Source organism: Mucilaginibacter sp. SJ, assembly GCF_028993635.1.
In the GTDB taxonomy this organism is placed as follows: domain Bacteria; phylum Bacteroidota; class Bacteroidia; order Sphingobacteriales; family Sphingobacteriaceae; genus Mucilaginibacter.
The window spans coordinates 4255743-4270061 of the sequence record NZ_CP118631.1; the positions used below are offsets into that span (position 1 = coordinate 4255743).

15 protein-coding genes are annotated in these 14319 nt (G+C 42.7%); 8 read left to right on the top strand and 7 right to left on the bottom strand.

What is annotated here, in order from left to right; genetic code table 11:
- Positions 1-84: 84 nt before the first annotated feature.
- From MusilaSJ_RS17360 to MusilaSJ_RS17375, 4 genes are all read left to right on the top strand, one after another.
- Positions 85-987 carry a S66 peptidase family protein gene (locus MusilaSJ_RS17360; RefSeq protein ID WP_274986158.1) on the top strand — a complete coding sequence of 301 codons (903 nt, stop codon included), beginning with the start codon at positions 85-87 and terminating at the stop codon, positions 985-987.
- 241 nt (positions 988-1228) lie between these two features.
- Positions 1229-2323: a ligase-associated DNA damage response exonuclease gene (locus tag MusilaSJ_RS17365; protein ID WP_274986159.1), complete on the top strand. Its 1095-nt coding sequence runs from the start codon at positions 1229-1231 to the stop codon at positions 2321-2323.
- The gene (locus MusilaSJ_RS17370; RefSeq protein WP_274986160.1) at positions 2320-3936 is read left to right on the top strand and encodes an ATP-dependent DNA ligase; all 1617 of its coding nucleotides are present in this window, start codon (positions 2320-2322) and stop codon (positions 3934-3936) included. The genes MusilaSJ_RS17365 and MusilaSJ_RS17370 overlap by 4 nt, the downstream gene beginning before the upstream one ends.
- A gap of 63 nt (positions 3937-3999) precedes the next feature.
- On the top strand, positions 4000-4461 hold the full coding sequence (locus MusilaSJ_RS17375; protein ID WP_090534746.1) for a MaoC family dehydratase: 462 nt from the start codon (positions 4000-4002) through the stop codon (positions 4459-4461).
- A gap of 71 nt (positions 4462-4532) precedes the next feature.
- Here MusilaSJ_RS17375 and nadD read toward each other — a convergent pair whose 3' ends face one another.
- The 3 genes from nadD to MusilaSJ_RS17390 all read right to left on the bottom strand — a co-directional run bounded on the left by nadD (position 4533) and on the right by MusilaSJ_RS17390 (position 6727).
- A complete protein-coding gene (nadD, locus tag MusilaSJ_RS17380) occupies positions 4533-5105 on the bottom strand; it encodes a nicotinate (nicotinamide) nucleotide adenylyltransferase (RefSeq protein WP_274986161.1) in 573 nt (190 codons plus the stop codon).
- Positions 5106-5193: 88 nt separating this feature from the next.
- Entirely contained in the window at positions 5194-5775 is a 582-nt protein-coding gene (gene gmk / locus MusilaSJ_RS17385; RefSeq protein ID WP_274986162.1) for a guanylate kinase, read from the bottom strand.
- A 76-nt stretch (positions 5776-5851) separates the two neighbouring features.
- The gene (locus MusilaSJ_RS17390) at positions 5852-6727 is read right to left on the bottom strand and encodes a YicC/YloC family endoribonuclease (protein WP_229701771.1); all 876 of its coding nucleotides are present in this window, start codon (positions 6725-6727) and stop codon (positions 5852-5854) included.
- Between the two features lie 246 nt (positions 6728-6973).
- Here MusilaSJ_RS17390 and MusilaSJ_RS17395 point away from each other — a divergent pair, with 246 nt between their 5' ends.
- Complete coding sequence (locus tag MusilaSJ_RS17395) at positions 6974-7783, top strand: hypothetical protein (protein ID WP_274986163.1); 810 nt, start codon at positions 6974-6976, stop codon at positions 7781-7783.
- A gap of 19 nt (positions 7784-7802) precedes the next feature.
- On the opposite strand, the gene rnc is transcribed toward MusilaSJ_RS17395, so the two are convergent.
- The 3 genes from rnc to MusilaSJ_RS17410 are packed head-to-tail and all read right to left on the bottom strand — an operon-like array spanning position 7803 to position 10048.
- Positions 7803-8528, bottom strand: a complete 726-nt coding sequence (gene rnc, locus MusilaSJ_RS17400; protein ID WP_274986164.1) for a ribonuclease III — start codon at positions 8526-8528, stop codon at positions 7803-7805.
- Positions 8529-8538: 10 nt separating this feature from the next.
- Positions 8539-9792: a beta-ketoacyl-ACP synthase II gene (gene fabF, locus MusilaSJ_RS17405; RefSeq protein ID WP_129567831.1), complete on the bottom strand. Its 1254-nt coding sequence runs from the start codon at positions 9790-9792 to the stop codon at positions 8539-8541.
- Between the two features lie 19 nt (positions 9793-9811).
- The gene (locus MusilaSJ_RS17410; RefSeq protein WP_031266521.1) at positions 9812-10048 is read right to left on the bottom strand and encodes an acyl carrier protein; all 237 of its coding nucleotides are present in this window, start codon (positions 10046-10048) and stop codon (positions 9812-9814) included.
- 148 nt (positions 10049-10196) lie between these two features.
- Between MusilaSJ_RS17410 and MusilaSJ_RS17415 the strand changes: the two genes are divergently transcribed.
- The 3 genes from MusilaSJ_RS17415 to MusilaSJ_RS17425 all read left to right on the top strand — a co-directional run bounded on the left by MusilaSJ_RS17415 (position 10197) and on the right by MusilaSJ_RS17425 (position 13261).
- Positions 10197-10622, top strand: coding sequence for an IPExxxVDY family protein (locus MusilaSJ_RS17415; protein ID WP_274986165.1), 426 nt, complete (start codon positions 10197-10199; stop codon positions 10620-10622).
- A 65-nt stretch (positions 10623-10687) separates the two neighbouring features.
- Positions 10688-12127, top strand: a complete 1440-nt coding sequence (gene pyk / locus MusilaSJ_RS17420; protein ID WP_112651752.1) for a pyruvate kinase — start codon at positions 10688-10690, stop codon at positions 12125-12127.
- A gap of 117 nt (positions 12128-12244) precedes the next feature.
- Complete coding sequence (locus tag MusilaSJ_RS17425) at positions 12245-13261, top strand: hypothetical protein (protein WP_274986166.1); 1017 nt, start codon at positions 12245-12247, stop codon at positions 13259-13261.
- Positions 13262-13789: 528 nt separating this feature from the next.
- Here MusilaSJ_RS17425 and MusilaSJ_RS17430 read toward each other — a convergent pair.
- Positions 13790-14215, bottom strand: coding sequence for a helix-turn-helix domain-containing protein (locus MusilaSJ_RS17430; RefSeq protein ID WP_274986167.1), 426 nt, complete (start codon positions 14213-14215; stop codon positions 13790-13792).
- Positions 14216-14319: the final 104 nt, after the last annotated feature.

Genomic DNA, 14319 nt, shown 5'->3' on the forward strand with positions numbered 1-14319 from the left:
ATACCTGAACCATGATGCTCATGATTTAAGGATTTCCTGATTTTATCTTTAATTATCAAGGCAATCGTTCAATCTTTAAAAATCATGGTTCAAACTCAACCCTCATACCTCAAAAAAGGCGATAAAATAGCCATCACCTGCCCTGCAAAAAAACTACCTAAGCCTATGACCGACGCCGTGGAATTGCTACAAAGCTGGGGACTGGAAGTTGTTTTGGGAGATACTGTAGAAGCTTCATTTCATCAGTTTGCCGGTGATGACGATTTTAGGGCTGCCGATATGCAGCGTTTTATTGATGACAACAGTATCAAAGCCATCATTGCTGCCCGGGGAGGCTACGGAACAGTCAGGATGATTGACAAGGTTGATTTCAGTCGCTTTGCACAAAATCCAAAATGGCTTATTGGCTTTAGCGATATAACCCTGTTACATACTCACCTGTTCACTAATTATGGTGCCCAAACTATTCACGGGCAAATGCCGGTTAATATCCCTGATGCATCCAAACATTCGATCGATACTTTACGAAGAGCCTTATTTGGCGAAGAATTGAGTTATGAATTTACAACACATGGTACCAATAAGTCCGGCGAAGCCACCGGCGTTATTGTTGGCGGTAATTTATCCCTGTTGGTAGCAGCAGCAGGTTCGGTGTCCGACCTGGATTATAACAATAAGGTTCTCTTTATTGAAGATGTCGGCGAATATCTTTACTCGGTAGATAGAATGCTGCGCATGTTGGACAGGGCGGGTAAACTAAAAAAACTTGCAGGTTTGGTGGTAGGTGGTTTTACGGATATTAAAGATAATGATATCCCTTTCGGTCAAACCGTTTCGCAAATAGTGATGGACATAGTTAAAGGATACGACTACCCGGTATGTTTCGATTTCCCGGCCGGGCATATTCCGGATAATAATAGTTTGGTGTTGGGGCGAGAGGTAGGGCTGCAGGTGGATGAAAAGCAGGCGCGGTTGTGGTTTAAATAGCCCATAACGTGATTTCAAAAAAGATGTCATTTCGACGAACAGAGGGTTGGATGTGTAAGGGGTGAGGAGAAATCTTATACGCCATGCATAGCGGCCTGCATGGCGTATAAGATTTCTCTTTCGCCCCGCCGCTCAAGTCTGCCCTTGCTCTATCGAAATGACATTTTTTTTGTTTTTGGGGATGCTCCCCCTTTAGGACCCCCGGGGGCAAACCAATTTGCTTATCAGTAGTTTATATATCATGGCTAAAAAACCGCTGCTTGAATTTACAGATAGAGGGATTTACTGCGCGCAGGGCAAATTTTATATCGATCCATGGAAGCCGGTTGATGATGCTGTAATAACCCATGCCCATGCTGATCATGCTTATTGGGGGCATAAACATTACCTTGCCCATCATCTTTCGCGCGAGGTTTTATTGTACCGACTTGGCGAAATCAACCTGCAAACGGTTGAGTATGGTGAAATAATACACAAGAATGGTGTTACTGTGTCTCTCTTCCCGGCAGGTCATGTAATAGGTTCAGCGCAGATCCGGGTTGAATACAAAGGCGAGGTTTGGGTAGTATCCGGCGATTACAAGGTAGAAGATGATGGGATCTCTACTCCGTTTGAGCCGGTTAAATGCCATCACTTTATTTCAGAGTGTACTTTTGGGATGCCGGTTTACCAATGGAAGCCGCAGGTACAAATTTTTAACGAAATCAATAGCTGGTGGCGTAATAACCTTGATAACGGACTGGCCACCGTATTGGTGGGTTATTCTTTAGGAAAAGCACAACGAATATTGCAAAACCTCGAACTGTTTAATGGCAAGGTTTATACTCATGGTGTTATCGAAAATACCAACGAAGCCCTGCGCCGTAATGATGTATTGTTAAACCCAACCGAGCGGATAACCGCCGAAAGTTCAAAAGAAGAGGTACGCAAGGGCATTATTATAGCGCCACCCTCATCGGTAGGTACGCCCTGGATGCGGAAGTTTCAGCCTTATAGTTTTGGTTATTGCTCCGGTTGGATGGCGATCCGCGGGGCTAAACGCCGTCGTGCCGCCGACAGGGGTTTTGTTCTGTCCGATCATGCTGATTGGGACGGTTTGATTAGTGCTATCGACGCTACTGGCTGTGAATGCGTTTATCTAACCCATGGATACACAGCCACTTTTTCGAGATATCTAAATGAGATTGGTTTTAATGCCCGTGAGGTACATACATTGTATGGAGGAGAAGAAGACCCCTCCAACCTCCCCGAAGGGGAGGCTCCAAGCGCCGGAGAACCAGAAAAGGAAGTCCTCTCCTTTGGAGAGGATTTAGGTGAGGCTGGAGGGGCGTCATGAAAGCCTTCGCCCAGCTCTTTCTTTCGCTTGACGAAACCAACAAAACCAACGAAAAGGTTAAAGTATTAAAAGACTATTTTAATACAGTGCCCGATACCGATAAAATGCACATGCTTGCTTTGTTTACCGGTCGCCGGCCAAAGCGGCAGATCAATTCAACGCTTGTACGAAACTGGGCCATCGAGGCATCACACATCCCTGCCTGGCTGTTTGAGGAAAGCTATCATGTAGTGGGAGATTTGGCAGAAACTATGGCGCTGCTTATGCCTCAAAGTGACGCAAGCAGCAGCAAAACGCTTACCGAATGGATAGCCGAGATCAATGCCCTTAACGATAAAACCGAAGAGCAAAAAAAAGAATGGCTGATGGATTCATGGGCCATGCTGGATAGCCAGGAGCGCTTTGTTTTTAACAAACTGCTTACCGGCAGTTTCAGGGTTGGGGTATCGCAAAATCTGGTAATCAAGGCGCTGGCGGATATTTCCGGACTCGAACCCGCAGTACTTACCCATCGCATTATGGGGAGCTGGCTGCCCGAAACTTACCAGTTTTCGCAATTGATGGCGGAGCAGGATGCCGAAGCTAATATCTCCCGGCCTTATCCTTTCTTCCTGGCCTATCCTATCCAGGAAACGTCCGAAAAACAAAAAACTCCCGCTGAAGTAGGGATCGCCCTCGGTGATGCATCCGATTGGCAGGCTGAGTGGAAGTGGGATGGGATCCGTGCGCAAATGATAAAGCGTAATGGGGAAATATTTATCTGGAGCCGTGGCGAAGATCTGGCTACTGAAAAGTTTCCTGAGCTGCATCTCTTTTTAAATGCCCTTCCCGATGGTACGGTGATTGACGGCGAGATCCTCAGTTTCCAAAATGGCTTGCCTATGCCGTTTAACGTGCTGCAAACGCGTATCGGCAGAAAAAACCTCAGCAAAAAAATTCTGGAAGAAAGCCCGGTAGCCGTTATTGCTTATGATTGCCTGGAACATAAAGGCGAAGATATCCGCTATAAATCCCAAACTGAAAGACGGGAAATTTTGGAACAGTTACAAACAGAGACACGATATTCCGAAGTGTTCCGTATTTCATCGCTGATTCAGTTTGAAAGCTGGGAGCAGCTTGGAAGTATCAGGGAACAGTCGCGCGCTATGATAGCCGAGGGGATCATGCTGAAACGCAAAAGCGCGGCCTACCAGGTAGGCCGCCGCCGGGGGGATTGGTGGAAATGGAAGATCGATCCGCTATCGGTGGATGCTGTGATGATCTATGCCCAAAAAGGTCATGGCCGCCGGGCCGACCTGTATACAGATTATACTTTTGCCGTTTGGGATGGCGACAAGCTGGTGCCTTTTGCCAAGGCTTATTCGGGCCTTACCGACGCGGAGATCAACAAGGTTGATTATTTTATAAAACGCAATACCATCGAAAAATTTGGTCCCGTGCGTACCGTAAAGCCCGAGTTAGTGTTTGAAATAGGTTTTGAGGGCATCAATAAATCCACCCGTCATAAATCGGGCATAGCATTGCGTTTCCCGCGGATATTGAGGTGGCGGCATGATAAACCCAAAGAAGAGGCTGATACACTGGAAAGCTTAAAGGCATTACTGGGCGAATAAACACTATAATTTAATACCTTTGCGGCTTCAATATTAAAAAAACCTAACTATCAATAAACCAATATGATTGTAATCAGCAGTTTTCAGGAGTTTGAACAGCAGGTTGGCAACGACCTTGGCGTATCATCATGGCACACCATTACGCAGGAGCAGATCAACAAATTTGCCGATGCAACGCTCGATCATCAATGGATCCATACCGACCCGGAGAGGGCAAAAACTGAAAGTCCGTTTAAGTCAACCATTGCACATGGCTACCTTACACTTTCACTTATCCCTCACCTATGGAAAGAGATCGTAAAGATCGAAAACCTGAAAATGGAAATTAATTACGGTATCGAAAACCTTCGTTTTGCACAACCGGTGCTGGTTGATAATGAAGTACGATTAAAGGTAAAGCTGACCAGCTTGCTTAACCTTCGTGGCACAACGAAATCCACCATGGCCATCGAACTTGAAATAAAAGACCAGCGCAAACCGGCTTTCACCGGCGAAGTTGTGTTTTTATATCATTTTATTGGGTAAGCCCACACTTATTAATCGCCCGTCATTGCTGTAAGGTACGAAGTAATGATGGGCGATTTAGATTTACGGAGTTACCTGTACAAGCTCTTGCTCTCAATAAATTTCAATACCTGATCTGGTACAAAAAACTGCACGTTCTTTTTTTCGGCTATTGATTTGCGGATAAACGTTGCCGAAAGTTCCATAAGCGGCGTCATGGTGATGGTAACCGAAGGATGATCGGCCAGTTCGGCATTTTCATACCCAGGGCGCGGATACACGTAAATGCGATAATCGCGCAGGATAAGCTTATAGTTTTTCCACTTATGCAGCGAGCCAAGATTATCTGAACCCATGATGAGGGCAAATTCATGCTCGGGATATTTCTCCTTTAAATGGGCAAGGGTATCAATGGTATACGATGGCTGGGGCAACTTCAGCTCAACATCGCTCACACTAATATTGGTTGCATTATCAGTAGCCAGGCGGGCCATCTCCAATCTGTCATAAGTATTGATCAGATCGCCATATTTTTTTAACGGATTCTGGGGCGATACCACCAGCCACACCTTATCAAGCGTGGTATGGTTTGCCATATAATTGGCAATAATCAAATGCCCTATATGTATAGGATTAAATGAACCAAACAGTAAGCCTATCTTCATGTTGTGCCCCTTACCCCTAAAGGGGAAATTAAAAATTTTGTAGATTAAATGCTCCCGGTGTACAAAATGAGTTTTTTGCACTCCCCCTTTAGGGGGCCGGGGGGCTAATAAAGTTACTCACCAATTCCTCTGCCTCTGCGCAAGCCGTTTCAAGATCGTAATTTTTGAGTATAATATCAAATTGCGGAGCGTATTTAAGCTCTTTTTCTGCTTTGGCAAAGCGTTCTTTCAGTTTTTCTTCGCTATCGGTGCCACGGCCGGTCAACCTTTCAATTAAAACCTCAAGCGATGGCGGTTGTACAAATATGGCCAAAGCCTGGGGGCCGTATTTACGCTTAAGGTGCAGGCCACCCTCAACGTCAATATCAAATATTACCGTTTTGCCTTTTGCCCAGATGCGCTCAATTTCGGTACGGAGCGTACCATAAAAAGTACCGGTATAAACCTCTTCAAATTCAACAAACTGTTTTTTGGCAATGCGGTGCAAAAATTCCTCTTTGCTTATAAAATAATAGTCCTGCTCATGCACTTCATCGCCCCGGCGCTCACGCGTGGTGGCCGAAATGGAAAATTCAAGCTCAGGGATCTTCCCCAGCAAATGGTGTACTATAGTGGTTTTACCAGCGCCCGATGGAGCCGAAAATATAATGAGTTTACCGTTTTGGCTCATAGTTTATAGTTCATGGTTCATAGCTGGTTATAGTAATGGCGTTAATCCATGAACTATGAACCATCATCTATGGACTTTACAATACGTTTAACAGTTGTTCTTTAATTTTTTCAAGCTCTTCTTTCATACCAACTACCAGTTTCTGAATGTTGGCATCATTGGCTTTTGAGCCTAATGTATTGATCTCGCGGCCAATCTCCTGCGAAATGAAGCCCAGTTTTTTACCGTTCGCATCGGCATTTTTAAGGGTTTCAATAAAATACTCGCAATGGGCTTTGAGCCTTACCTTTTCTTCGGTTATATCAAGCTTATCAATATAGTAGATCAACTCCTGTTCAAACCGGTTTTGATCTATAGCTTCGCGGCTTGCGGCTTCGGCTAAGAATGTATTAAGGCGCTCCCTAATCAAAGGAACACGTTTTGGATCTTCCAGTTCAACAAGCTCAAGGTTTTTTAATATGGTATTGATACGACCTTTGATTTCCTGTTCAATAACATTACCTTCCTGAGCCCTGAAGTCCTGGAAAGCGGCCATCGCCTGCTGAAAAGTTTTTTCAACGGCTTTCCACTCATCTTCGGATATGGTATCTTCTTCGTATTTAACAACTTCGGGTAAGCCCAATGCCAGCTGAAGCAGGTTGCCGGTTGGCTCGCCGAGCTCTTCGCTTACTGATTTTAGCTGGTTGTAATAATGTTTGAGCAGATCTTTATCAATGCCTGCCGCTTTTACTGATTGACTTACCTGCTCGGTGTTAATAGATAAGTTAACTTTACCGCGCTCGATGAGTTTACTGCAGTCATTACGCAGCTGAAACTCTTTTTCGGCAAAAATCTTCGGTAAACGAAGCGATAATTCTAAAAATTTGCTGTTCAGGGATTTAACCTCTACGGTGTATTTTGTACTGCCCGAATCAAAACTGGCAATTCCATACCCTGTCATGGATTTTATCATGCGCAAAGATAGCATTTTAGTTGGAGGTTAGAGATTGGAGATTAGAGGTTAGGCTATGTCGGATTTCGAATGTTCGATTTCGGATTTGAAATAAATTCAGTATCGAGAATTGAGAGGATTCATCGCTCAAAAAAGGAAAGGACTAACCTCCAATCTCTAACCACTAACCACCAAAGCGCAGCCCTTTAACACTTTTTCACATTTCAAATAAAATACAGTTCCTATATTTACGTTCAATTATCACTGATGCGCAACTATTTATACCTGCTTGTAACAGGCTTTCTATGCCTCATTACCGTTCATGTTTCGGCCCAGGAGTTTACGGTAAAGGGTGTTATCTCAAAAAAGGTGACCAATGAGCGTGTAGGACAGGTTTTTGTTAAAGACCTGAATACCAAAACATTGATACTTAGTGATGATGTTGGCTGGTTTAGCATAAAGACACGTGTTGGCGATACCCTGCTTTTTTCCCGCGATGATTATACCCCTCAAAAAGTAGTGGTGCTGAACAATAGCGACATGCCCGTTTACATGCAGCCCATTATAAAACTTGACGAGGTAAAGGTTGTTGGCCAAACCAAAAGACAGGAGATAAACCAGGTATTGAGCGATTATAAGAAACAGGGGACTTATTATAATGGCAAGCCTCCCGCGTTATCTTTTTTGAGTAACCCCGTAACCGGTCTTTACGAGCTTTTAGGAACAACTCCCAATCGCGCACGCCGCTTTGCTCAAAATGCCCAAAGCGAATTGGAGCAGGCCGAAATTCACAAACATTACAACATCCCATTTGTGAAGCAGTATACAGGCCTCACTACGGATAGTCTTGCCCGTAAGTTCATGAATTATTATACGCCTACCTATAAGGATATCAAAGCCTGGACAGATTATGACCTGATTAAGCATACTATACGGGCATATGAATATTACAAAAACAGCAGTGATAAAGAAAAGCTCGAAAAGCTAAACAGCCCAACATTCATCGTGCCCGATTCAACTGTTAAATTGGGTGAAGGGCCGGTAGAACTTAAAAAGGAAAAGAAACTGCCCCTTTAAATCGTTAAAATACTTTGAATCAGATGCCCAGGGCTTCGCATGCTTTTTCGGCGGCAAGTTTTTCGGCGTTCTTTTTACTGAATTCTTTGCCCGATCCCATTACCTCGCCGTCAACGCTGGCCTGTACGGTGAAAAGCTTGGTACTTTCACCATCCTGGTTGGTTACCAGTTCAAAAATAATGTCGCGGCCATGGCGCTGGCACCATTCAATAAGCTTGCTTTTGAAGTTAGTTTCCGTTTGCTCAAGCGTATGAATATCAATATGAGGTTTTATGATATGATTGATCAGGAAATTTTTGGTAAAGTCATAGCCTTTATCCAGATAAACTGCGCCAACCAGGGCTTCAAATGCATCGCCAAGCAATGACCCCTGCCTGCTCGAGTTAAGCATACGGTTGTCATACTCAATCAATTTATCAAAGCCAAGTTTTTTTCCGAGTGCATTAAGGTTTACCCGGCTTACTATTTTTGAGCGTAATTCGGTCAAAAAGCCCTCATCTTCATAAGGGTATAATTTAAAAAGTACTTCAGCAACAACACTGCCCAGTACGGCATCGCCCAAAAACTCCAGGCGTTCGTTACTGTTTTTCACCCCCTTCTTGATGTTTTGGGCTACCGATTTATGACGGAAAGCCATGCGGTATAAAGACAAATTGCCCGGCACAAAACCGAGCAAATTCTTTAAAATTTTAACATACTTTCTGTTGGGTGATATATAAAGCTTGTAGAACCGACTTATAGGCATCAAACCACAATTAATCTTCGTACTTTTTAAATATTACAGAAGCATTGTGTCCGCCAAAACCAAATCCATTGCTTTGCACTATATTAATATCGCGTTTTTGAGCGGTATTGAAAGTGAAATTGATCTTAGGATCAAAAGCCGGATCATCCGTAAAGTGATTAATGGTTGGAGGGATGATACCATGTTTTAATGCCAGTATCGACGCAATAGCTTCAACCGCGCCGGCAGCACCAAGTAAATGGCCTGTCATTGATTTGGTTGAGCTAATATTGATACGGTAAATATCATCACCAAACACATCCTGTATTGCTTTAATTTCCTGCGGATCACCGATTGGGGTTGATGTGCCGTGAACGTTCACATAATCAATATCGGCAGGGCTAAGGTTGGCATCTTCGAGAGCAGCGCGCATTACAAACGCGGCACCTAAGCCATCGGGATGAGGTGCTGTCATGTGATAGGCATCGGCGCTCATGCCGCCACCCACCATTTCGGCGTATATTTTAGCGCCGCGGGCTTTTGCATGCTCTAACTCCTCTAAAATGATAGTACCTGCTCCTTCACCGGCCACAAAACCATCCCTGTCCAGATCAAACGGACGTGATGCCGTTGCCGGATCATCGTTTCGGGTTGATAATGCGTGCATGGCGTTAAAACCACCTATGCCGGCTTCGTTGATAATGGCTTCAGAACCACCGCTGATGAACATGTTAGCTTTGCCCAAACGGATATAATTAAATGAATCTATCAGGGAATTATTTGATGAAGCACATGCCGAAACAGTAGTGAAGTTGGGGCCGCGCAAACCATATTTAATAGATATATGGCCGGGGGCTATATCAGCAATCATTTTAGGGATGAAGAACGGGTTAAAACGCGGAGAGCCATCACCTTTGGCAAAGGCTGTCACCTCGTCGAGGAAAGTTTTTAACCCCCCAATACCCGAGCCCCAGATAACGCCAATACGGCTGGTATCCAGTTTTGAAAAATCTAATCCTGCGTCTTTTACGGCTTCTTCGGTTGAAAATAAGGCGTATTGTACAAAAGGATCCAATTTGCGGGCGTCTTTACGGCCCAAAAAACCATCCGCGTCAAAGTCTTTTACTTCGCAAGCGAACTTAGTTTTGAATTTTTCGGTATCAAAACTTTTAATCAAGGCAGCGCCACTTACTCCATTGATCAGTCCGTTCCAATAGTCTGAAACAGTGTTACCAATAGGAGTAAGTGCTCCAAGCCCGGTTACTACAACTCTTTTAAACTCCATTTAATCCAGTTAAGGAGTTTTATTTAACGTTTTTTTCAAGGTAAGCAACTGCCTGGCCAACAGTACCAATAGTTTCAGCCTGATCGTCAGGAATAGCCACGTTAAATTCTTTTTCAAACTCCATGATTAATTCCACGGTGTCTAACGAGTCGGCACCAAGATCATTGGTGAAACTCGCTTCTGGCGTAACTTCACTTTCGTCAACACCCAGTTTTTCTACGATAATAGCTTTTACTCTTGAAGCGATATCAGACATAGTCTTTATAGTTTAATGATTAATAAAAATTCAGTGCAAAGAAAAATAAATTCTGTCAATAAACAAATCTAAAACTTTTACAATATAAATCTCTAAACAAAATTTTATTGAAACGGTTTGTATTAGTAATTTTGACGGCGTAAAAGTAATGATTTTGAACAGGAAATTTTTAAAGTTTGAGATCGATTTTGATTTTGTGCTCATTGCAGTAACAAGCTCACTTAAAGATTACCGGGTTTGTTTTCTTATAAACAAGTACTTGAATTTTAATTTCGTAAAAACCGATGACCTGGAAGTAGATATTTACCCCGGGGCCGAGCCTGTTTTGTTTTCATTATACCGCTACAGTTGGGAAACCACCGAAACAGACTTCTTCTTTATAGGCAATAAAGGCTCAGATGGCTACCTGGTGCCTGAAATAAAAAGTGCCGACTATTTTTTAATGATCCGCAACTATATAGATGATAATGAGCTTGATATGATCATTTCATCGCTTAATAAAATACCAGAAATAGTTGCAGCTGTAAAGATTGACCCAAAAAAAATAAAATCACGGGAAAATCTTTTATTTTAGCGCCGAATTTAAAAAGATGTTGGTTTTACAATCATTAAATACCCTCCAGTTTTAACCCGAATAATATGGAACTATACTATAATCGTACAAAAATTGTTGCCACCATGGGGCCGGCATCAGCTAAAAAGGATGTTTTATTAGCGATGATCAAGGCAGGTGTCAACGTTTGCCGTCTTAATTTTTCGCACGGTAAGCCTGAAGATCATAAGGTAGTGATCGATCTTATCCGTGAAATTAACGAGCAATACAAAACCAACGTAGGTATCCTGGCCGATTTACAGGGCCCAAAGATCCGCATCGGGCTGGTAAAGGACGGCGGTATTCATTTAGTTAACGGAACGCACATTAAAATTACCACTCACGAATGCATTGGTAACGATGAGCAGATTTATATTACTTATGATACCTTCCCGCAGGATGTACAGGCAAACGAAATAATTTTGCTTGATGACGGTAAGCTGCAGTTAAGGGTTATTGAAACCAACAAAATTGATACAGTTATATGTGAGGTTGTTCACGGTGGTATTTTAACATCACGCAAGGGTGTTAACCTGCCTAACACCAAAGTGTCTATCCCAAGCTTAACCGAAGAAGACCTGATTAACCTTGAATTTGCCCTTAAACAGGATGTTGAATGGATCGGTCTTTCTTTTGTTCGCACAGGCGAGGATATTATTGACCTGAAACGTATTATAGCCCGCAACGGTTCGGCGGCTAAGGTGATTGCCAAAGTTGAAAAGCCGGAAGCTATTGAAAATATTGATGCCATTATTGCTGCTACAGATGGTGTAATGGTTGCCCGTGGTGACCTTGGTGTTGAAATGCCGCTTGAAGAAGTGCCATTGCTGCAAAAAATGATTGCCCGTAAATGCCGCGCTGCTTCAAAACCGGTTATCGTAGCTACCCAGATGCTGGAATCAATGATCACCACACCACGCCCAACCCGTGCCGAAGTGAACGACGTTGCCAACTCTGTACTTGACGGTGCCGATGCGGTGATGTTAAGCGGCGAAACATCAGTTGGTGAGTTCCCGGTTATTGTTATTGAAACTATGGCCAAAATTGTACGCAATGTTGAAGAATTAGGCTATCCGTTTAACGCTCCGAAGCAAGCAACAGTTAAAGACCCTTCTTCTCCGGATTTCCTGATCAATGCACTTTGCGAATCTGCCGTACATATTGCTGAGCAAAGCAATGCGGTAGGTATCGTTTCCATGACAACTTCAGGTTATACTGCATTTGAAATATCAAGCCACAGGCCTAAAGCCAGCACCTATATATTTACATCAAACAAGCAGCTATTGAATGCGCTTAGCCTTGTTTGGGGAGTGAGGGCGTATTATTATGATCAGTTGGAAAGCACTGATCAAACCATTGCCGATGTTAATGACACTCTTAAAGCCGAAGGCCTGATTAAAACAGGCGACGTAGTTGTTAACACCGCGTCTACCCCCATAATTAAACAGGGTAAAACTAATACGCTTAAATTAAGCGTTGTGGAATAAGGTTATTTAAAATCTTACTTTTAATGAAGAAGGCTCGCCGGGATAACTGGCGGGCTTTTTTGTTGGCGGGATATTTTAATCAAAATCATATATTCAAAAGGTAATTTATAAATCGCTATGTCTTTACCTTACAATCAGGCACTAAAAACTATTCTTGAACGCAGGCTTCATGAAAATTTGTTAGATGGATATTATGGAGGCGTTTTTAATCAGGATGGAGATAAGCTTTATGCACTAACCTGGGTAAAGCTCTCGTCTGTTGACTATGAAAATTATGAGTGGCATCATGAACAGCTAAACGGCTATTCATCAAGTTATCACGATTATGAAAAAACTAAGAAAATGGTGGATTTAAACTCATGGCAAAGCAAACCTCTTCGTGAATGTATTGATGAAGGCATTTACAAATATTTTTCAATATCATTTATCGGGATATGCTTTGAAGGCGAATGGTTTATCATGCCAAGTCTTGCCTTTTATGGAGATCAGTTGACCGAGCCTGAATTGAAAATGTATAAAGAGAGAGGTATTACTACAGGTGATATTTGGCAAAACGCCCTGTTTTATCCTGAAAAAGTGTATCAATTAGCAGGATACGAAAAAGCAGAGCTATTACCAACATCTATTGAGTTCAAAGACCAGCCATGGATGGTATCAATAATTAAACAGCAAAAGAAGGAACGCGTAAACATGGCCTATGTTCGGTATATTAATGAAGAGTTTTTAGAACCCTTTTTTAGTAAGTTAAAAATATCGGATCCTGAAAATTATCGGGAAGCCGTGCAGCTCAGGTACGGTTACTCAATGATTTTCCCTCAGCATAAAAAATACACATTATTTTGTGCTCATATCAAAAACAGCCAGGATAAGTGGCGGTTACAATATTTTTTATTTGAGAACCAATCCCGGAGGTTTTATAAATGGATTTATTTTAGCAATCCGGCAGAATGTGATTTTTCATTTGCTTACGGCGATCTGATCATTGACAACCTGAAGCAAATTTCCAGTTGGGATCAGGAAGGCTACCTTGATTCATCGTGCACCATGGATAACGAAATATTCTGGAGTGAATATGTTTTTAAGTTAACCGCTGATAACATCTATTTATATCTTGAGGAAATATCAATTATTTAATCCCTTCATAAAAAACAATGCCGGCTACCCGAAAGTAAACCGGCAAAGCACAATTAAAATCAGGCATAATTCAGGTTTAAGTTGAAAGGCTGATTTCTCTTGCTATCCTAAAAAATAAAAGGTAGATGCTTCTTCAAAATGAAATTTATCCGCGTTTATAAAACCTGTTTGAGCACCTGCTGCAGCGGTAGCGTTTTACCCGAAGCCGCGGAAGCAACAGTTTAACAATAGCGGCTCTTTTTATCCGGTCGCAAAATTTGTTTTTGCATCTCGGGCATATTGCATCAGGTGCTTTGCCGATAGTTGGTATTCTATCGGTTGGGTTGTTAAGGGTACGGAGATTATCCTCATTAAAAGTCACAGTCATTATATTAGGGGATGATTGTATCTCACAAAGCTGCCTAAAAGCGATATAATAAAACTGCCATTTAGCTTTATAAAACCGCCATTTGGGGCAAAAGTCATCTCCTGGAGATAAAAGATCCCCTAAAACTAAAAAGACAATTAAAAGATAATCAACCGTAAGGTTTAAAGCAACTCATTAACGTCGCGGCCATAATGCTCCTTAAACAATTTACCGAAGTACGCCGGGGTATCAAACCCCGCGGCATATGATACTTCGGCAATTGTGCGGTACCTGCCGCTTTCGATAGCTTCGCGTGCTATTTGCAATTTAATGGCGCGGATGTATTTATTAGGCGTAAGTCCGGTAATTGATTTTATGCGGCGAAACAATTGCCGCTCACTGATCGCCAGTTCATAGCTCAGGGCGGCAAGGGTAAGATCGGTTTTGCCGAATCCGGACTTTTCACGCAGCGGAGAATTTTTAGTACAGGTTCTATAGCGGGCCGGGATTGACTTTGAGCCCGTGCAGCACAACTGCATAAAATGATCACACAAAAAGGGATGATCCTTCGGAAAAGATGAATAGGGTAAATTGTAATAGGGGGGCATGATATTGAGGCCCAAATTACAATTTTATCGGCGCCCGGAATTACCTTACTTTGAAATAAATTTCCTTATAAACAATCTTTATCCAAAGTGTTTTTCAGCTTATC